Below are 19,568 nucleotides of genomic sequence, written 5' to 3'. Positions count from 1 at the left end.
CAAATTACGCATTATCCGCCAAAGTTCCGAACTTTAAATATAAAGGAACACATAAAGTACCTGCCAAGCCTGTTCACTCTCCTGTCTACAATAACGTTATCATAAGCATCTGTAGTAACTCCGGAGTTTTGGTTAAAAAGATCAAACCCATCCAAACGAAGAACACCCATGTCTTTTTTAAGGAATTTATATTCCATAAATAACCTTAAAATGGTTGGGTTATTTATAAAAGAAGAGTTGTAGCCTGAGTTGACCACTTTTGAAAAGTCATAACCTACAGTAAGCACCTTAAAGAAGTAATTACGTCCGTTTATTCCATATTCTAGTCTCCCTGTCTTTCTGTCTTGTGATGAAGGCAAGGAGTTGTCTATCTTACTTTCTGAATAGGATGTTTCTAGTTCCAGGTTAGTAATGTCTTCTAGATCAACTCTTAATCCTAAACTTTGTCCCCAGTTTAATCTTTTTGCGTTGTTTCTATTTCTATCAACAAAAGAAACATTGTTCTGCATCGAACCCCAACCACCATAATTTATTGTGAACTTTTTACCTGTAAAAGGTTTAGTGTAACCATAATTGCCATTCAGGTCATAAAATCCGTCTGTATTGGTATACGTTGTAAACTGGTTTATGGTGCCCGGCACCAATACTTTAGTGGTTACAATTTTGTTTTGAGTTTGATTATAGGAAACGCTTGCGTCAAATAAGTGACCAAGGTTCCAGTCGGATTGTTTGTAGTGCGCGTTTACACTGTTAACAAATTCGGGTTTCAAATTCGGATTTCCGGTAACAATGTTCTGAAGATTGGAGTTGTCTGATATCGGCTGTAACTGGTAAAATCCTGGCTGATTATTCCTTGCCCAGTAGTTCAGTTCTACCGTTTCCTGTTTAGTAAACTTATAAACAAATCTTGCAGAAGGAGTAACATTAAATGTTCTTTGCATTGTATTCACATTTTTACTTACGTTTTGACCTCTTAGTATAGCCGGTTGTGCGTTGACCCCGATGGTATAGTTTAGTTTCTCGTCGATAAACCGGTAATTTACACCAACCTTATTGGTTACAAACTGGAAATCGTAGTTATTACTTAAGTCATTATTGTAAACCTCCTCTCCTCCAATTACATCCCTTAGCTTTTTTTCATTGGAAGTTGCAGACCTGCCGAAATTGTAATTGAACTCTACAAATGTTTTTTTGCCAAAAGGTTCCATGTAAGATACGCCAGTATAGGTTCCTAAATTTGAATTGGTCTGGTCATTTAACTGGTTCTGGTACCTTGTAGAGTCTAAGCCAATATTGGTAATGATGTAATCATTTACAGAGTTTCTGAAATTGTTACCATCAGAATAGTTTACATTTCCCCACATGCTTAGGTTTCTGCCATGTTTAGAAAATTTATGATTGAAAAAAAGGTTGGTTCTAAAGTTTAGCGAATTGGATGTATTGAAGTTTGTGCTTAACCTATTGGTCTTTAAAGATTCTTGGGTAATTATTGAGGCACCACTATTATTGCCCTCGTTGTTATTGTAAGAAAGTCCCGGCGAAATCTTTAAATAATTCATGGTATCTGCCTTATATTCTAAGTTTGCAGAAAAATTATGATTAAAGTGGTTGCTAGAATTGTTATTATCAGCATTCTCTAACCTGGTAAAAGAATGTGCTGAATCCTGCAGCGAACTCCTGGTGAATGCAGAACTAATGGTGTTGTTTTTTGTGTTGTCAAAATTGTAGTTCGCATCTGCAGACAGTTTAGGGCTCCATTCATTCCGGTAATTAATACCTCCGCCATTCTTTGTATTTACGCCATCACCATTGCCATTTCTAAAATTCGCATTTGCTACCGTACCATCAAATGAGATTTGGCGTTCTCCCTTCATTAAGTTACCGCGTAAACTTGTGTTATATCGGTCTGAACTTCCAACACCTCCTGATGCCCTGGCAAAATATCCCTTTTTCTTATCCTCAGCGATCGTGAGGTTAAGCACCTTTTCAGGCTCTCCGGTTTTAATTCCTGTAAGCTTAGCCTGATCGCCATAATCGTCAATTAACTGGATGTTTTTAATGATATCTGCAGGCATATTTTTTATGGCAGTAGCCACATCCGTTCCGTAGAAGTCTTTTCCATTTACCTTGATTTTGGTAATGGGTACACCTTGGTTGGTTACGTTTCCATCTTTATCAACTACAATGCCTGGTAGTTTTTTCAAAACTTCATCTACCGCATCCCCCTCCCTAACAGGAAAGGCTGCTGCATTAAAACTGACCGTGTCTTCAGTTATTCTAATAGGCGGTGTACCCGATATGGTCACCCCATCAAGAGTATTAGATATGGGTAGTAATTTAATTGATGGTATTATTAATGTATTTCCTTGGGTAATCTGGTAGTCTTTTTTGAAAGTCTGGAAACCCAAATAAGCTGCTGTCAATGTAAATTGTGCAGATTTCACTTTAGCAAGATTAAAATCTCCTGTGGTATTGGTTGAAATTGCAAGGCTGTCTTTAACCCAGTTGACTCTAACTATGGCACCGGGCAATGGTAAGCCAGCAGTGTCAAGTACTGCACCCTTAACGGTATAAGTCTGTGCTTTTCCATAGAAAAAGCTGCCCGTAACCAGAAGGCATGATAATGTTAATTTAGTAAAAAGGCTCATTTGTTGTGTGTGTGGCATAAAAGTACAACAACCTTTATTAAAGGAATTTAGCGTAATTGATATGTTACATAGAAAACCTGTTTGATTGTGTCATTATGGATCAGTTATTCGCCCTGATTTGAATAATCTTTAATATGTTAGTAATTGTGTCTACCTTGTAAATGATAGAAAACAGATGAAGGTAACTAAAAATATCACCCGCGTTGCGATCCTGATGATTGTACTGGCAATAGTAGGTTGTGATCAGATTTCTAAAAATATTGTCAGGACTGAGGTGAACTTTAATGAGCGTATAAAACTTGGAATAGACAATATCACTTTAACTAAAGTAGAGAACACGGGAGCTTTTTTAAGTGTTGGGAGCTTTCTGCCAGCTTCTGTAAAGTTTATTTTGTTGATTGCGCTGCCTTGCGTTGTGTTACTTTTAGGATTATATTATATCATGATTAATAGTAAGCTGCCAAAAGCAGTTGTTATAGGCGTTGCATTTATTATAGGCGGTGGTATTGGAAATCTGTTTGACAGGGTAGTTTTTGGATCAGTAACTGATTTCCTACATATTGACTTTGTTATCTTTAAAACTGGAATATTTAACGTGGCAGACATGGCCATCATGATGGGAATGTTGTTGATTGCAATAACCATTTACAAAAATAAAATTGTAGTTTTTAGTAGTTAGTTTACCAAATACGGGCTTAATGAAATATGTTCTGACAGTAGTCTTTCTGGTTGTCATCACCAGCAGATCGGTTGCCTTTATGAATATTTACCTTAAATAAAAAGGGATACTACAATCAAATAGCATCCCTTTTTATTTAAGATAAAATATAGACCTAAATGGTTTTTATTTTAAGGTTCCGTAATATTCAACGAATTTTGCAAGTGCATTTGAATAACCCCATTCGTTATCGTACCATGAAACCACTTTCACGAAGTGATCACTTAATGAGATACCAGCCTTTGCATCAAAAATTGAAGCATGTGGATCTCCGATAAAATCAGATGAAACAACTTCATCTTCAGTATATGCCAATACACCTTTCAAAGCACCTTCAGAGGCGTCTTTCATCGCTTTTTTAATGTCTTCATAAGTAGCAGGTTTTTCCAAACGAACAGTTAAATCGACAACAGAAACGTCAGATACCGGTACGCGGAAAGACATGCCTGTTAATTTACCTTTTAATTCAGGAAGAACCAAGCCAACAGCTTTTGCAGCGCCGGTTGATGAAGGGATGATGTTTGAGAAACCACCGCGACCACCTCTCCAATCTTTAGCCGATGGACTATCAACTGTTTTTTGAGTTGCAGTTACAGCATGGATTGTGCTCATTAAACCTTCAACAATACCAAAATTATCATTCAATACCTTAGCAATAGGAGCTAAACAATTTGTAGTACAAGATGCATTTGAAACGATAGTTTGATCTGCAGTTAATTTTTCATGATTTACGCCCATTACATAAGTAGGGGTATCATCTTTTGCTGGTGCAGAGAATACTACTCTTTTTGCGCCGGCATCAATATGCTTTTGCCCATCTACCTGAGTTAAGAATAAACCAGTAGATTCGATTACTGTTTCAACACCTACTTCATCCCATTTCAAGTTAGAAGGGTCTCTTTCAGCAGTGATACGGATTGTTTTGCCGTTTACCACTAGATGTCCGTTCTCAACAGCAATTGTGCCATCAAAACGACCATGAGTAGAGTCATATTTCAACATATAAGCCATGTATTCTGGCTCAACAAGATCGTTAATTGCAACGACGTCTAATCCTCTTTTCAAAGCAGCTCTAAATACCAGTCTGCCGATACGGCCAAAGCCGTTTATTCCAATTTTGCTCATTTTATTAATTTGAATAGTAGTTTAATAGATTGTATATGGGTTCTTTAGTAATTGATGTAATTTCCAGACCATGTTTTTTTGCTATCGCGCGCAACTCTTGCTGGAAGTTTCCTGCCACAATGCCTACAAAATGTATCTCTTTTTCTGGATGTAACTTTATAGTTGGCAAAAGGTATGTAGTAAAATAGTTCTCGAAGGCGTTTTCTAAGATGTTCATTATAAAAGGATGATCTCTGTGCTCCAGGAAGAAATCAAAAAAGGAACTCAGAAATTGCTGCACCATCGGTTTCTTATAAATCCTATCCAGAACTTGAGGCCTGTCTAAGTTGTACTTTGCCGAGAATTCAGCTTGCAGCTCCTTCGGTAGTTTATGTTGAATGAATTTCTTTAATACGATTTTGCCGAGATAATTTGCAGACCCCTCATCGCCGAGTACAAAGCCTAGTCCAAAATTGTTCTTCTCTAGCTTTTTGCCATCAAAATAGGCACAATTGGCCCCGCTACCTAGGATCCCAACAATTCCACCATGATTGTAACATGCAGAAATTGCAGCTCCATAAACATCGTCACGCACTTTAATTTTGCTGTTTTTAAAAAACAGCCCCAAAGTCTGTGCTAGTTCTTCTCTTCTTTCTTTTGAAGATGCCCCGGCAGCAAAAACATAGATCTTTTTAATGCTTTCTGCGTGATTGATTAAAGTGGTTTTTTTATTTAGAAACTGAAGGATGGTCTTTTGATCGTTAAAGCAAGGGTTAATGCCGGGCATAGTACAGTCAGCGATGGTTTTTCCATCTCTGGCAATTTTCCAGAAAGCAGTTTTAGAACCGCTGTATACTACTGCTACCATTTTTTTTATATTGACAATACTTTTGTCATTTCTAATAAGTCACTTTCCAATTTAAAGAAATGCCTAGTAAGTGCTTCCTCAATACTTGTTGTTTCAATGTTGTTACCCCTTAGCCCAACCATATGCATGGTATTGCCTTTTAAAAGCTCGTTTACTGCAGCGAAACCGAGTCTGCTCCCCAATATCCTATCAAAACTACTCGGACTACCTCCGCGTTGCAGGTGCCCTAAGATAGTCACTTTTGTATCATAATGGTTAAAACGTTCTTTAACCTTCTTTGCAATATCGTAAGCCCCACCAAATTTATTACCTTCAGATACGATAACGATACTTGAAGATTTTTTAGTCGATGCTCCAGATTCCAGTTGGACAATAAGCTCATCCAGGCTGGTTTCTTTTTCAGGTAACAGAACAGCTTCTGCGCCACTTGCTATGCCGCTTCTCAATGCTATACAGCCAGAGTCCCTACCCATTACTTCTATAAAGAAGAGTCGATCATGAGAATCTGCTGTGTCCCTAATCTTATCAATGGCTTCAATTACTGTATTTATTGCAGTATCGTATCCTAATGTAAAATCAGAACCGTAAAGGTCATTGTCTATTGTACCAGGCACACCCATAACACGCACGCCAAACTTTTTGCCAAAACGCTGAGCACCGGTAAAAGTACCATCACCACCTATAACAACGAGTCCGTCAATATCACGGGCCTGAAGATTTTTGAAGGCAATTTCCATCCCTTCATCGGTTTTGAATTCTAAACAGCGGGCAGTTTTTAATATGGTGCCGCCCATGTGTATCGTATTACTTACGGACCTTGCATCCATTGGAATAATATTATCATTTATTAATCCCTGGTAACCCTGCAAAACGCCAAACATATTTACACCATTGTATATTCCCGTACGAACAACTGCTCTAATGCAGGCATTCATTCCTGGAGCATCGCCGCCTGATGTAAGTACAGCAATATTTTTGATATTTGGTTTCATAATTATACACGAATATAAGGTGTAATTTTTACACTAAGTAATTTTATTTGTATTTTTTATGTAATTAGGAGCAAGTGCATTAAATTGGGTTTATATTTTAAAGATCGCTTTTAAAGTTTTAGTTTATAGTACCTATCTTGTTACTAAATAAAAAGCGGCTTTTAAATCCGCTTAATCCTTTAAAATAATCATTTTGTTATTTTCGGTTTAAAATTCCTATTTTTCTGAATTATTCCTTATTCGGTTCATGAGAATCAATATATATTTGCAGAATAGGGCTTTCAAACGATACAATAAATTAATGATTCAATAAACAATAAATATTTTGAGCGAAATTTTACCAAAATTTGATTCCACTTTCTCCATCGACTGCGTTGTATTCGGGTTTGATGGTGGAGAATTGAAAATTCTTTTGATCGAAAGAAATGAAGAACCATTTAAAGACTGGTGGGCTTTGCCGGGTAACATTGTTGGAGAACAGGAAAGTTTAGATCAATCAGCAGCCAGGATATTAAACGAACTAACAGGTTTGTCTAACATTTATATGGAGCAGTGTTATACTTTCGGAGATGTAAACCGTCACCCACAGGGGCGGGTGGTTAGTATTGCTTATTATGCCCTTTTAAGATTGGGTGGTGATAAAGCAGTTAAACCAATCAGTACTTATGCTAAAAAAGCAAACTGGATAGATGTCAAAGACTTACCCAAACTAGCTTTCGATCATAAGGAGATTTTTGAAACTGGATTGGAAAAGATAAAAAGAAGGATTAAGCATCAGCCAATAGCATTTGAACTATTGCCCGAGAAATTTACGCTAACCCAATTGCAGAACGTTTACGAAGTGATTCTAAGTAAAAAATTAGATAAGCGTAATTTTAGAAAGAAGATGCTCAGTTTTGGCGTTTTAAAAGATCTTGAAGAAAAGCAGCAAGGTGTTTCTTTCAGGGCAGCAACCTTGTACAAGTTCGATAAGAAGAAATATGCCAAATTATTCGGTAAAGAGATATCATTTTAATTTTGGCATCAATAAAAACTAAAAAGCCCGGAACAATAGTTCAGGGCTTTTTAGTTTTTATTTGTTTGCAATACGCAAATGGTAATCTACCAAATCATCTATAGGGGATCTGATGATCTTTCCAATTCCCATTTCATATTTATCAGCAACAACACTTAGAATGTCTCTAAAGCTGTATCCAACAGAGCCCACACAATTTAGTTTGTAGTCTTTATAGTTTGGATAATGAATTACCAGGTTCTCAAAGAACGCTGTAAATGCATGAACAATCGTGTTATAGGTATAATCTTCATAACTGTCTTTGAAGTCGTAAAGGAATTTACTGAAGTTCGCGCAAAAACGGTTAGGTAATGGTTTGTTGTAGATATTGTCGAATATGTCTTCGTTTGTAAGTGCAAAATTATCATAAAAGCTCTCTCTCAGTCCTTTAGGCATGTAACCCTTCATATAGTCAGAAAGGATTCTCTTGCCGATATAACATCCGCTTCCTTCATCACCTAAAAAGTAACCTAAAGAGTCGATGTTCAGGCTAATGTCTGTGCCGTCATAAAGACAAGAGTTTGTGCCTGTGCCTAAAATAGCAGCAAAGCCCGGCTCATCTCCAAGCAATGCGCGACAAGATGCTAATAAATCATGCCCAATGCGAACATCAGCGCCTGTAAAAACCTGCTTCATTGCGTCGTAAACTATTTTACGTTTTGCATCCGTAGAACAGCCCGCGCCATAATAATGAACTTCTGTAAGTTTTTCTTTTTCTAAGTGATCTGGTAAAGAATTGTTTAAAGATTCCACAATGTATTCTTCACTTGAAAAATAAGGGTTATAGCCTTCCGTGTTAAAAAGGATTTTTCTTCCCGCCTCGTTAATTAAACACCAATTGGTCTTGGTTGAACCACCATCTGCAATAACTATCATTTTACTTAGAATTTAGAATAAAAGTAAACAATCCGACTGCCTGTACCTGGTTTTCTTTCATAAATTTTGTCTTTTAGTTTTGGTTGTTTAAAGTTTTTATGCGCTAAAAATGCTAAAAAAGCCGTTTTTTACCACAATGCTCGTAGTTTTTGTGTTACCATATTGTTAAATAAACACTAAGCTAAAATACACTTGTTATTTTAATTTCCAAATTAAAAATTTTCTCTTCCTTTTTACAGTTTAAAAAAGTATCAGATATTGCTGTTAAGACAGTGAAAAAGGATTCTTATCTTTCCTTTTTATTTTAACCTGACCTTATTAAAACAAAAAAAATGAATATTTGTATTCATTGAATTTTATGGAAATATTGGTTGATTTAAGAAGTGATACGGTTACAAAGCCAACAGCAGGAATGCTGGATGCAATGATGGCTGCAAAAGTTGGTGATGATGTGTTTGGAGAAGATGAAACAGTAACGGCATTAGAGGCAAAACTTTCTGGTATATTCAATATGGAGGCTGGTCTATTCTGCCCTTCGGGCACTATGACCAATCAGATTGCTATTAAGTGCTTTACAAAGCCAATGGATGAAGTAATATGCGACCAAACAGCGCATGTTTACCGTTATGAGGGCGGAGGAATTGCTTACCATTCTTTGTCTTCCGTTCGATTACTCAACGGTCCGCGTGGGATACTTACTCCCCAAATGATAGCACCCGAAATTAACGAACCCAATATCCACTATCCTGATTCTACGCTGGTGGTATTGGAAAATACGGTAAATAAAGGGGGTGGCTCATGTTATAAACGCTCCCAAATAGAGCTCATCAGTACACTTTGTAAAGCTGAAGGCCTGAAGTTACACCTAGATGGTGCAAGGATATTTAATGCACTCATTGCAACCGGAGATCAGGCAAGAGACTACGGACAATATTTTGATGGCATTTCTGTATGTCTTTCTAAAGGGCTTGGTGCTCCAGTGGGCTCAGTATTATTAGGATCTAAAGAAACCATAAAAAGAGCTACTAAGATCAGAAAGGTGTTCGGTGGGGGAATGAGGCAGGCCGGTTTTCTGGCAGCAGCAGGCATTTATGCATTAGACCATCATATTGATCGATTGGCTATCGATCATCAGCACGCAAAGGCTCTTGCAGCTGCTTTGTTGGATACTAGTTATGTAGTAGATGTGATGCCGGTTGAAACTAATATCGTGATTTTTGAAGTATCATCCAATTTTAAAGCTACTGAAATTGTGGAGCTTCTTGCAACTAAAGGGTTGGCCTGCAATACCACGAGCAACAAAACCATCAGAATGGTTACTCATTTGGGCATTTCATCTTCATTGATCGATAGGGCTATAGCCATCATTAAAAGCTTAAAATGAAAATCATCCTAATGGACGATTGATGAATATGACATTGCAGGTATTAAAACCATACTTAAATTTGGGAAATTTGTGATACAGCAACAAGCTCAAATTTTAATAATAATATGTTTACAGGTATAATTGAGACTCTTGGCCACGTTACCGAAATCGTTAAAGATGGTACCAATGTGCACTATACAATTTCTTCTGCAATAAGTTCAGCGCTAAAGGTAGACCAAAGTGTTGCCCACAATGGTGTTTGTCTTACCGTAGTTAGGTTGGATGAGAATAGTCACACCGTGACTGCTATTGATGAAACACTTCAAAAGTCAAATCTGAGCAGTTTAAATACAGGGAGTAAAGTTAACCTGGAAAGGTGTATGCAAATGAACGGCAGATTAGACGGACATATCGTACAAGGTCACGTTGATCAAACTGCGGTTTGTATTAAAAGAACTGAACTGGACGGAAGCTGGGAATACCGCTTTCAGTATGACACAGCTAAAGATAACGTTACTGTAGAGAAAGGCTCTATTTGCATAAACGGAATCAGTCTCACTGTTGTTTCATCAGCAGATGATGCGTTCTCTGTTTTTATTATCCCTTATACTTTTGAACATACTAATCTTCAGGATGTACAGGTGAACGACATTGTGAATATCGAATTTGATATCATAGGAAAATATGTTGCCAGATTGATAAAACGATAACTACTTTTTTAGATCAGCAATCTTATTCTTTATAAAAATGATAAGCTTTGGTTGCTCTTTTTCATTAATCGTTTTAAGGTATTGGTCATAATAACTTATTGCATTTTTCTTATCATTAAGTTTGGTTTCATACACCAAAGCAATGTTATAAAGTAAGCTGCCATTGTTTTCAAATAACAACCCCCGCTTATAAGCCACGTTGGCATCTTCATTCTTGCCAATCTCTTCAAAAGAGTCTCCAAGTATTCCGTAGTACGAAGCTATTTTGTTTGATATACCTTCTTTTATGGCCTTTTCAAAATAAGGAGCTGCATTTTTATAGTCTTTGATGCCGCGGTAACTTAATCCAATATTGTATAAAAGACCTTCATTATCGAAAGATTTATCCTTAATGAGGAGGAAATATTTTAAAGCATTTTTGTAATCCAGCAGCAGGAAATACGACTTAGCAAGGTTATTTAGAACAAAAGTAGCACTGTCACTATAGCTCAGTAGTTTAAGTCCGGTGGCAATTGATTCATCGTATTTCTTATTTGCCATGCTAATTGGCATTTTCATCTTCAGCAGCTGCAGGTTCGTGGTATCTGCCTTTAATGCAGGCTCAAGGATTTTACTGGCTTCAGTAAAAAAGTTCATTTTAAAATAAAGTTCACAAAGCTCAAAAGTTACTTCAGCATCTGTGGGGTTAAGCGCATTTGCTTTTTTTAGGTAGCTGATCTTAGTTGTAGTATTATCTCCTTTCTCCAGCATGGCCAATTGCTTATAAGCATTAAAGTTTGCGCTGTCCAGTTTTAATGCTTCCGTATAATAACCTTTGGCTTTCTCATCATTCCCTCTTCTAATATTGATGTTTGCTAAGCTAAATAGTGTGCCCAGACTTGAAGGCTGTAGTGCATACAACTTTAAATAGTTTTTTTCAGCATCAGGTAGCCTGCCTGCCATCATATTTGCATAAGCCAGCTGTGCCAGTTCTTTTGGGTCTTGAGTATCTTCCTTATAAATACTTTGCAGGTAGGCAGCCGCTTCGCCATATTTTTGGGTTTGATATAGCTCTAATAGTTTCTCATTGTTCGTCGCCGTCTGTGCCTGAAGCGCAAACGCATTAAAAAAAGTAAAGGCTATTATAATGAGGAGTAATTTTTTCATAGCAGACAGATTACAAATAACTAAAATATTAGTTATTTGTTGTTATTCCAAATTTTAGTGTTTTGTTTTATCTCTTATTCACAAACTAACAATATGCAGGCCATTCTCCTAATTAAAAGATTTGGCAAGGTAATTGGTTAACTGTTCAAGTAATTAATTGATAATCTAACTAAAAACAAAAATATGGATACTTTAAAGAAGTTTGAGCTGATGGAAAAAATTGTAAGAGAACTGGAAGACTTACAACATTCACAGCAGGCAATCATACAAAAGATAGGTAAAATAGAAGTAGATAATATTGAGTTAAGTGATAAGAAACTTGATAAAGATCTTCCTGATATGCATCAGCGTGTTGCTGATAACCTGGATACCATCAAAAGTATTTTAGAGTATTTCGCAGAGAAAACCGATAAATTTGGATCTAAAAATAATGTTGATGCTTTAAAAGAGCAACAAGCAATTGACGAAGTTACTGGTCATTAATATTAATTTGAATCAACGGGAAGGTGCAGACAAAATTTTGCACCTTTTCCTTTTTCACTGGTAACTGTGATATTGCCATCGTTCCTTTCCATAAATTCTTTGCAAACCACCAATCCTAAGCCAGTACCCTTTTCATTCATTGTGCCTCTTGTAGAGAGGTTCTCTCCGCTAAAAAGTTTATCAAGTACCTCAGTGGGCATCCCCACGCCATTGTCCTCAATACAGAGCTTAATCATGTGCGCTTTACTGTAAACTGCAGATATATTGATCTCACAACCTTCCTTACAGAATTTAATGGCGTTGTTAATGATATTTCTAATCACGATCTGAATCATTAACCTGTCTGCGTAAACCATTTCACCTGGAAAAACGTCCTGAACAATATTGATCTTTTTCGCTTCCGCGGATGGTAGGTGGTAGTGTACCTCATTTACAATCAGCCCTTTCAAATCAAAAAACTCCTTATTAATGCCATAACCTTTAAGCTGACTTCTAGACCAGTGCAGGATGTTCTCTAAGAGATCAGTTGTATATAAAATGTCTTTACTCAGTACGGGGGATAATTCTTTAAACTCTTCCAGCGTGATCAAGTCGTTAGAAATCATTTTCAGCACTTCAGACAAATTAACCAGCGGAGCCCTCAAATCATGCGCAATGATGGAGAATATGCGGTCTTTCAACTGGTTCAATCTTTTGAGTTCTTCTGCTTGATGCTGAGATTTTAATGCATCCTGCCTCAGTAGGGTAAGGTCCTGCATTTTAATGATAATGGCCTCACTGTTCAGTTTGTTTTCATTCAAATAGCCGATATCCGCTTCCAGATCATAGATGTTTCCCTGGCTTTCTACCTTTAGCTCTAGCTTACCAGATTTGTGCGCTTCTATAAAACCTAAAAAGTCAGGCTGGCCTGGTAGCAATTCATTAATGTTTGTGCCAATGATATTGCTTTCTTTTATATAGGTAAGGTATTTTTTAAAAGCATGGTTGTAGTCAATCACCCGGTTTTTGTTATCCAGAATAACAAAGCCGTCCTGCATGAGGTCCATAACTTTTTCGCGTGCAACTGGTACAATATCAAAAAGTTTAAATCTATATATGGCTATGGCAATCAAAAAGATAGTGGCTGCAAAGGCAAAAGGTGTGATGTCCAAATTCCCCATGGGCCTTAAACCAATAAGATAGAAAATATTGGCTATCCAAGGAATAAGTGAGGAAATTATGATCAGGTAGTTCTGATTCCTGTAAATGGGGTCTGCCTTTCTAAATTTAGCGAATAGTAAATAGTTGCCAAGAGCCAGTAGCACATAAAAGTAAATGGTAAAAAAATGGTATCCAGTTCCTGGTCCGATCTTAACTGTCGGGAAATAGCCCGAATAATCCATGGTAAGGCTGTTGTAAAAAAAATGATGGTATTGGTTAGTCCAAACCAATATTATAGTCAGCAACGTCACAAACACAAGAGGGCCAATATTTAGTGGTTTTTTGTACCAGCATTCCTTACCTACAAGATTCAGGCAGAATAAGAACCAGATTAGGGGAAGCGTGGTAATGCCGATATATTCTATGTTGATAAAGAATTTAATCTGACTGAGCGTAGAACTGGCCAGCTCAAATCCATAGGCTATTGACCAGATCGCGTTCGTTAACATCATTATTCCAAATATCCTTACCGCACCGCCTTCTTTTCTATATACATAATAGGATAAAAAGAGCGTAAGACTGCCGAAAAAGATCAGGACGAGGGCGTAGATATTAAATTTCAAATCCATTACAAGTCCTGATTTCGAATAAGAGGTATATTTAAAACAAAAACATCAATATTCATCTTTGATATATAAAAGTAAGCAATTAGTTTTAAATTCAAAATATTCCTATTTTTACTTAAATAAATAACCAATGAGCACTAAACTCTATAATATGAAAAGAATTATTTTATCAACATTACTACTTTGCGCCGGGTTTGCAGCCTCAAGCCAGATCCTTCCAAGCTTTCAAATGGGTATTAAAGCCGGAACAAATCTGTCAAAACTAAGTACTGACAATACCTTCAGCAGTGACAACCGAGCAGGGTATTATGTAGGTGTATGGACACGCATAGGTGCGGCTGGTATTCACCTGCAGCCTGAATTGTATTTGAGTGGAAAAAACACCACCCTTAAAGACGCCAATGGTTTAGAGAACAAAGTTAAGTTTACCAGTTTAGATCTACCTATATTGGTTGGTACCAAGATTGGTGCTGCGGGTGTTGGCCTAAGGTTAAATACAGGTCCGGTTGTGTCCTTTATATTAAGTGATGACCAGTCTTTGGGACAAGCAGCCGGTAATGCATTCTCAGGTAACTTTAAAGGACAGAATTTTGCATGGCAGTTTGGTGCAGGAGTGGATATCAGTAAATTAGGTTTTGATGTGCGGTATGAGCAAGGCCTTTCTAAAATCGGAGAAAACGGCTATAACAACACAAAACTAAAGTTGTTTACTATTGGGTTAGCGTATAGATTATTCTAGTAAAAACAAGTTTTCAACATTTTTTTCAAAAGGGTAAACATTCGGTGTTTACCCTTTTTTTTGGTCTTAAAATTGATAATTGCTCTGTACTAACTCAACCTAAACCGTTATGAAAATCAAAGAACTATTGCTAAATGGACAAAGCTTCCTTGAAATGCTTAAACAATTCTCAATTGATGCTGCCAACGTCAAAATACAAGACGAGGACATTATCCTTAGTGACCAAAATCTTGGACATCGCGAAATCGTTAAAGAAAGTATTTGTATTGAAGGTAGAAACCAGCAAGGTATTATCAATTTCTTTGGTACGCTTCACTATAACTTGTTAAACAAATTGGCAGTTTTTGAAATGCAGGGATTTGAGCAGATCAACCAACCTAAAGTTGCTTAAGACTCTTTAGGGATTTCCTTGATCTCGTAATTATAGGTACCTTTTATTGGCTGTATTGGTGTTTCTCTTGAATCACTCAGGATTTTTACATAGCAAGCACCAAAGTAAAATATAAAGGACGAATAAAACACGAACAGCATAATCAGTACAATTGAACCTGAAGTTCCATAGATATTGCCAATGCCACTCAGTGGCAACATGATTCTTAATATATATTTACCTATGGTGAATAGTATTCCTGTAAGTATTCCTCCACGTAATGCAGTTATCCAAGTAGGTCTGCCATTAGTTAGGTACCTAAACAAAACGGTAAACCAGGTTGTCACAATGGCTATAAATAAAAGTTGATTCAGCGCTAATAGAAATATCCTGCCAAATGTAGGAGATGCATTATTAATGTATCCACCAATAAAGGCCTGCATACTGTCTGTCATAAACCCTGTTATAAATAACATGCCGGCCAGTAAAATGATCACCATAGACCTTGCCCGCAGCTTTAACTTAAACAGAAATCCAGACTGGGCGCTGGTACCGATAGACCAGATCTGGTCCATGGAGTTTTTAATTACATTAAATAGGGTGGTGGCAACAAACAGAAAAAATACAAAACTGATCAGTGTGGCATACCATTTATGGTCTATACCTCTAATGTTTTTAAGTGTTTGCCTAATTTGCAGTGTACTGCTAGCATCCAAAATATCTGCAAGCCGCTCAAATAACCTGGAAGCCAAAATTTTCCTATCTATAAAAAAGCCAAACAACCTAATCAATATCAGTAATATAGGCGGTAAGGCAAAATTGGCGAAGAATGCCGTAGCACCAGCAAGGCGTAACGGGTCATTTTTTTGAAACAGCGCGAAGGCAATCTTAAGTCTACTAAAAAGAATTTTTGTCCTGCTAAGGTTGTTTTTCGTCATTCCCACCTTGATATCACAGCCCGAAAATAGCAAATTATTTTTTAGGCTGCGTAATTTAAGACAGTAAAGCTAGCCATAAAAAAGAGGACAGCCGATTCAACAGCTGCCCTCCCCAGTTTTCAAATGAATAAGAGATCTTATAAATTACCCCTTAACTCTTGCTCGCGTTCTAAAGATTCGAACAGCGCTTTGAAATTCCCTGCGCCAAAAGATTGTGCTCCCTTTCGCTGGATGATCTCAAAAAATAATGTTGGCCTGTCTTCCACAGGTTTTGTAAATATTTGTAACAGGTAGCCTTCCTCGTCGCAATCTACCAGTATACCCAATTCTTTTAATTGTGCTATTTCCTCATCAATTTCACCCACCCTTATTGGCATCATGTTATAATAGGCTTCTGGGGGTGCACTTAAAAACTCAACCCCTCGAGCTTTTAAAGTTCTAACGGTGCTAAGGATATCCTTAGTTGCTACCGCAATATGCTGCACCCCTTCGCCTTCATGATATTCCAGATACTCTTCAATCTGAGATTTCTTCTTTCCTTCCGCAGGCTCATTGATCGGGAATTTAGAAAACCCGTTGCCATTACTCATTACCTTACTCATTAGGGCAGAGTATTCTGTATTGATCTGCTTATCATCAAATGATAGGATGTTTACAAAGCCCATCACCTCTTCATACCACTTCACAGTTTCATCCATTCTATGCCATCCTACATTTCCTACACAATGGTCTATATACAATAGGCCGGCATCTGTAGGATTATAATTGCTGTTCCAATCCTGATATCCGGGTAAAAATGTACCTGTATAATTCTTTCTTTCTATAAATAGGTGCACGGTTTCTCCGTAAGTATATATGCCTGATATCCTCACTTCTCCGTGTTCATCTTTCTGGGTATAGGGTGCTACATAAGGCTTTGCGCCCCTTTTGGTAGTTTCTTCAAATGCGCTATAAGCATCATCTACCCAAAGTGCCAGTATCTTAACTCCATCCCCATGCTTTAAAGAATGTGCAGCTATAGGACTGTCAGATTTAAGGCCAGATGTTAATACCAGCCTGATCTTCCCTTGTTGAAGCACATAGGACGATCGATCACGAATTCCTGTTTCTGGCCCAGCATAGGCTAGTGATTGAAACCCAAAAGCTGTTTTGTAATAATGGGCAGCCTGTTTGGCATTACCTACATAAAATTCAATATAATCCGTCCCATTTATTGGAAGGAAATCTTGCGCTTTAGCAATTTTCTCTGCAAATGTTTGTGTTGACATTATTTCGTTCTTTATGATCAGTTTAGTTTCTTATTGCCAGCTCTTATAATAGTCTTCGTCCTCAATGCTTACCGCATATTCTGTAAGCATTAATGGCCTAAAAGGGTCTATCATTACTGCAAGCTCATCTGTGCTTTCCTTCCCTATAGATTTCTCTACAGAGCCAGGATGCGGACCATGGGGTATGCCTCCCGGATGTAGCGTAATCTGGCCTTTTACCACACTTTTGCGACTCATAAAATCGCCGTCTACATAATAAAGTACCTCATCGCTGTCTACGTTACTGTGGTTATATGGAGCAGGGATAATAGTGGATGGTAGTCGTACTTACGGGGTACAAACGAGCAGATTACAAAATTATGTCCCTCAAAGGTTTGGTGTACAGGAGGTGGCTGATGTAGCCTTCCGGTTATGGGTTCAAAGTCGTGTATAGAGAAAGCCCATGGGTAATGAAATCCATCCCAACCCACAAAATCAAATGGATGAGTGCCGTATATATAAGGATAGATCAAGCCTTGTTTTTTAATCAATACCTTAAAATCTCCATGCGCATCAATGGTTTCCAAATCCTTTGGTTTCCTGATGTCGCGCTCACAATACGGCGAGTGTTCCATTAACTGCCCGTATTCATTGCGGTAGCGCTTAGGTGTCCGTATCGGACTAAAGCTCTCCACAATAAAAAGCCTGTTCTGCTTATTGTCAAATTGCAGCTGATAGATCGTTCCACGTGGTATTACCAGGTAATCGCCATATTTAAAAGTAATCTTCCCGAAACCAGTCTTCAATGTTCCTGTACCCTCATGAATGAAAATCACCTCATCAGCCTGACTGTTCTTGTAAAAGTAATCAGTCATAGATTTTTTTGGTGCAGCTAATGAAATGTGCAGGTCGCTGTTCACCAATACCGGCTTCCTACTTTCCAGGTAATCATCTTCTGGTTTAATATTAAAACCAATTAAGCTGGTATGCTTCAAGTGTTTCTCCCGCGCAATCTTTGGTTCAACACTATAGGGCTCCCCAAGAGACTTGACAATCGTTGGCGGATAACAATGATAAACCAGCGAATAGAGACTGGAAAAACCTTCTGTTGATACGAGCTCCTCTGCATATAGCTTGCCATCAGGTTTACGAAAAATAGTATGGCGCTTGGCAGGTATGTTTCCTAACGTATGATAAACAGGCATAGTTGAGGTAATTAGTTTTAATAAGAAATTAATAGCAATTAAAACGTCTATAACGTTTTACAGGAAGTGCCGGAAATTAGGCTTATGAAAAGGAATACTGAGCGAAGATAAGCTTAGACAACATCGCATACCTGAAAGAAGACAGTGCCTGTCTTGCAATTTGATCCTGATATGTGATTTCGTAGTTTGTCATCTAATTATTCTGCTAAATTAGGTAATTAATATCACATAGTGCAAACGCTGTATAATTTATTAAATGGATAGCTAGTTTTATAACCACCTTTGGGCTATTTTTATATAGCTTTGAGTAACCTAATTTAAATCATATATGAAGCTGGTATCTTATAAAACGGAGGACATAGAACACCTTGGTGTTTTTGTAAACGGTCATATTTATAACCTGAACTCCTGCGATAAACAACTGCCTGATAACATGGCAGAATTTTTAAAAGGTGGTGAAGTATTAATGGAGCGCGCTAAAAAGGTAAATGCGCAAATCAACTCTAAAGAGATTGAGCCTAAAGAAGAAGTTTTCTTTGAACTGCTAGCGCCCGTGCCGCATCCTACGTCTTGCAGAGATGGTTACGCATTTAGACAGCATGTTGCTGCCGCCCGTAAAAATCGTAAAGCGGAGATGATCCCGCAGTTTGATCAGTATCCCATCTTTTATTTCACCAACCATAATGCCATACAAGGTCCGGGAGAAATAGCCTGCATGCCCGATCATTTTGATAAGCTGGACTATGAGCTTGAAGTCGCCATAGTAATTGGAAAGCAGGGGCGCAATGTTACCGCTGCAGAGGCCGATAGTTATATTGCCGGTTATATGGTGATGAATGATATGAGCGCAAGAACCCTGCAAATGGAAGAAATGCTGTTAAACCTTGGGCCTGCAAAAGGGAAGGATTTCTCTACTGTAATTGGTCCATGGCTGGTTACTCCAGAGGAATTGGAACCTTATAAAACGAAAGCAAAAGACGGCCATACTGGTAATGCATACGATCTTAAAATGACCTGTACTGTTAATGGTGTTCAATTGTCTGAAGGCAACATGGCTGATATGGATTGGACATTTGCAGAAATCATAGAACGTTGTGCTTATGGCGTTGATCTTCTGCCTGGCGATGTAATAGGTTCAGGCACAGTAGGCACAGGATGCTTATTGGAACTAAACGGAACTGGCTTGTTAAACGATCCTGCTTATAAAACACAATGGCTTCAACCTGGTGATATCGTAGAAATGGAGATAACGGGTTTAGGTCGGTTAAGTAGTATCATTGAAAAGGTGGATACTGATTTCTCTATTCTTGCGCTAAAAAAATAGTCTCCTAATTAGTA

The 19,568-nt window shown here is 37.7% G+C and carries 19 protein-coding genes; 8 read left to right on the top strand and 11 right to left on the bottom strand.

What is annotated here, in order from left to right:
* Window positions 1-11: 11 nt before the first annotated feature.
* A complete protein-coding gene (locus ACVWYN_RS08120; RefSeq protein ID WP_457288337.1) occupies window positions 12-2,648 on the bottom strand; it encodes an outer membrane beta-barrel protein in 2,637 nt (878 codons plus the stop codon).
* Window positions 2,649-2,823: 175 nt separating this feature from the next.
* Between ACVWYN_RS08120 and lspA the strand changes: the two genes are divergently transcribed.
* Window positions 2,824-3,327, top strand: coding sequence for a signal peptidase II (lspA, locus tag ACVWYN_RS08115; protein WP_457288336.1), 504 nt, complete (start codon window positions 2,824-2,826; stop codon window positions 3,325-3,327).
* Window positions 3,328-3,492: 165 nt separating this feature from the next.
* On the opposite strand, the gene gap is transcribed toward lspA, so the two are convergent.
* Genes gap through pfkA form a run of 3 tightly spaced genes read right to left on the bottom strand, consistent with a single transcriptional unit; the run spans window position 3,493 to window position 6,330 of the window.
* Entirely contained in the window at window positions 3,493-4,491 is a 999-nt protein-coding gene (gap, locus tag ACVWYN_RS08110; protein ID WP_457288335.1) for a type I glyceraldehyde-3-phosphate dehydrogenase, read from the bottom strand.
* 4 nt (window positions 4,492-4,495) lie between these two features.
* On the bottom strand, window positions 4,496-5,338 hold the full coding sequence (locus ACVWYN_RS08105; RefSeq protein ID WP_457288334.1) for a hypothetical protein: 843 nt from the start codon (window positions 5,336-5,338) through the stop codon (window positions 4,496-4,498).
* Window positions 5,339-5,343: 5 nt separating this feature from the next.
* Window positions 5,344-6,330, bottom strand: a complete 987-nt coding sequence (gene pfkA, locus ACVWYN_RS08100; RefSeq protein ID WP_457288333.1) for a 6-phosphofructokinase — start codon at window positions 6,328-6,330, stop codon at window positions 5,344-5,346.
* Between the two features lie 325 nt (window positions 6,331-6,655).
* Here pfkA and ACVWYN_RS08095 point away from each other — a divergent pair, with 325 nt between their 5' ends.
* Window positions 6,656-7,345, top strand: a complete 690-nt coding sequence (locus ACVWYN_RS08095) for an NUDIX hydrolase (RefSeq protein ID WP_457288332.1) — start codon at window positions 6,656-6,658, stop codon at window positions 7,343-7,345.
* A gap of 57 nt (window positions 7,346-7,402) precedes the next feature.
* Here ACVWYN_RS08095 and ACVWYN_RS08090 read toward each other — a convergent pair whose 3' ends face one another.
* Window positions 7,403-8,260, bottom strand: a complete 858-nt coding sequence (locus ACVWYN_RS08090; protein ID WP_457288331.1) for an N-acetylglucosamine kinase — start codon at window positions 8,258-8,260, stop codon at window positions 7,403-7,405.
* A 358-nt stretch (window positions 8,261-8,618) separates the two neighbouring features.
* Between ACVWYN_RS08090 and ACVWYN_RS08085 the strand changes: the two genes are divergently transcribed.
* Both ACVWYN_RS08085 and ACVWYN_RS08080 read left to right on the top strand, forming a co-directional pair.
* Window positions 8,619-9,644, top strand: coding sequence for a threonine aldolase family protein (locus ACVWYN_RS08085; protein ID WP_457288330.1), 1,026 nt, complete (start codon window positions 8,619-8,621; stop codon window positions 9,642-9,644).
* Window positions 9,645-9,751: 107 nt separating this feature from the next.
* Window positions 9,752-10,336, top strand: coding sequence for a riboflavin synthase (locus ACVWYN_RS08080; protein WP_457288329.1), 585 nt, complete (start codon window positions 9,752-9,754; stop codon window positions 10,334-10,336).
* Here ACVWYN_RS08080 and ACVWYN_RS08075 read toward each other — a convergent pair whose 3' ends face one another.
* Window positions 10,337-11,482 (bottom strand): tetratricopeptide repeat protein, encoded by a 1,146-nt coding sequence (locus ACVWYN_RS08075; protein WP_457288328.1) that lies wholly within the window; start codon window positions 11,480-11,482, stop codon window positions 10,337-10,339. It lies immediately after the preceding gene.
* Window positions 11,483-11,665: 183 nt separating this feature from the next.
* Here ACVWYN_RS08075 and ACVWYN_RS08070 point away from each other — a divergent pair, with 183 nt between their 5' ends.
* On the top strand, window positions 11,666-11,965 hold the full coding sequence (locus ACVWYN_RS08070) for a hypothetical protein (protein WP_457288327.1): 300 nt from the start codon (window positions 11,666-11,668) through the stop codon (window positions 11,963-11,965).
* Window positions 11,966-11,967: 2 nt separating this feature from the next.
* Here the strand turns inward: ACVWYN_RS08070 and ACVWYN_RS08065 are convergent, their stop codons facing one another.
* Window positions 11,968-13,734, bottom strand: a complete 1,767-nt coding sequence (locus ACVWYN_RS08065; RefSeq protein ID WP_457288326.1) for a histidine kinase N-terminal 7TM domain-containing protein — start codon at window positions 13,732-13,734, stop codon at window positions 11,968-11,970.
* Window positions 13,735-13,882: 148 nt separating this feature from the next.
* Between ACVWYN_RS08065 and ACVWYN_RS08060 the strand changes: the two genes are divergently transcribed.
* Together ACVWYN_RS08060 and ACVWYN_RS08055 are read left to right on the top strand one after the other, a co-directional pair.
* Window positions 13,883-14,470: a porin family protein gene (locus ACVWYN_RS08060; protein WP_457288325.1), complete on the top strand. Its 588-nt coding sequence runs from the start codon at window positions 13,883-13,885 to the stop codon at window positions 14,468-14,470.
* Window positions 14,471-14,579: 109 nt separating this feature from the next.
* Window positions 14,580-14,861 (top strand): hypothetical protein, encoded by a 282-nt coding sequence (locus tag ACVWYN_RS08055; protein WP_457288324.1) that lies wholly within the window; start codon window positions 14,580-14,582, stop codon window positions 14,859-14,861.
* Here ACVWYN_RS08055 and ACVWYN_RS08050 read toward each other — a convergent pair.
* The 4 genes from ACVWYN_RS08050 to ACVWYN_RS08035 form a co-directional block, all read right to left on the bottom strand.
* Window positions 14,858-15,778 carry a YihY/virulence factor BrkB family protein gene (locus tag ACVWYN_RS08050; RefSeq protein ID WP_457288323.1) on the bottom strand — a complete coding sequence of 307 codons (921 nt, stop codon included), beginning with the start codon at window positions 15,776-15,778 and terminating at the stop codon, window positions 14,858-14,860. The two genes, ACVWYN_RS08055 and ACVWYN_RS08050, sit on opposite strands and share 4 nt — an antisense overlap.
* A 137-nt stretch (window positions 15,779-15,915) precedes the next feature.
* The gene (gene hppD, locus ACVWYN_RS08045) at window positions 15,916-17,046 is read right to left on the bottom strand and encodes a 4-hydroxyphenylpyruvate dioxygenase (RefSeq protein WP_457288322.1); all 1,131 of its coding nucleotides are present in this window, start codon (window positions 17,044-17,046) and stop codon (window positions 15,916-15,918) included.
* A gap of 30 nt (window positions 17,047-17,076) precedes the next feature.
* On the bottom strand, window positions 17,077-17,352 hold the full coding sequence (locus ACVWYN_RS08040; protein ID WP_457288372.1) for a homogentisate 1,2-dioxygenase domain-containing protein: 276 nt from the start codon (window positions 17,350-17,352) through the stop codon (window positions 17,077-17,079).
* Complete coding sequence (locus tag ACVWYN_RS08035) at window positions 17,322-18,230, bottom strand: homogentisate 1,2-dioxygenase (RefSeq protein WP_457288321.1); 909 nt, start codon at window positions 18,228-18,230, stop codon at window positions 17,322-17,324. The genes ACVWYN_RS08040 and ACVWYN_RS08035 overlap by 31 nt, the downstream gene beginning before the upstream one ends.
* Before the next feature lie 328 nt (window positions 18,231-18,558).
* Between ACVWYN_RS08035 and ACVWYN_RS08030 the strand changes: the two genes are divergently transcribed.
* Complete coding sequence (locus ACVWYN_RS08030; RefSeq protein WP_457288320.1) at window positions 18,559-19,554, top strand: fumarylacetoacetate hydrolase family protein; 996 nt, start codon at window positions 18,559-18,561, stop codon at window positions 19,552-19,554.
* Window positions 19,555-19,568: the final 14 nt, after the last annotated feature.

Source organism: Pedobacter sp. UYP24, from assembly GCF_054057295.1.
The sequence above is the reverse complement of the archived record's forward strand: the minus strand, read 5'-3'. Positions and strand labels throughout refer to the sequence as shown.